This window comes from Nocardia heshunensis (assembly GCF_054782115.1).
Genome location: NZ_BAAGTC010000036.1, coordinates 1 through 527 on the forward strand (window position 1 = coordinate 1; position 527 = coordinate 527).

Sequence of the window (527 nt, forward strand, 5' to 3'; positions counted from 1 at the left end):
CCGAAGAGGCGACCGCACAGAGTTATGAAGAAAATGAGATTGAACAATATGAGTACATGGCTACACTTGAAAGCCATACGTGTGACATCTGTGGACGTTTAGACGGTCAGGTGTTCAGAGTAGATAAGCGAATTGTCGGTGTTAATTACCCACTCATCCATGCTCGTTGTCGCTGTACGACGGTTCCTTACATTAAAGATTTACCTGATGTGACCGAGCGTTGGTCTCGAGACCCTGAGACTGGCAAAGGTAAGATGGTCAAGGACGTTAAGTTCAACGCATGGAAGCGGATAGTCGTTCGTGAGCGCGAGATGGCTTCAAGTTCTGGTGAGTATGGGGCTAACCTGGACTATGTTCGCAGTCAGGCATTTGCAGATAAACTAAAGCGTGATTCTAGAACAACAGCTATAAGCGATTCAGTGACCACTGTCGCTAGGCACATGCTTCAACATCGAAATGGGACGCCGTTTGAGGACTACTACTTGCTTGATGGTGAGACCGGAAAGACAATTGCTGTTTCTAATCAG

General features: G+C 46.9%; 1 protein-coding gene. It reads left to right on the top strand.

The genetic code is table 11. From position 1 onward, the window contains the following. On the top strand, positions 1 to 527 hold a 527-nt coding region (locus ACYVN4_RS45000), incomplete at both ends, for a minor capsid protein (RefSeq protein ID WP_460730438.1).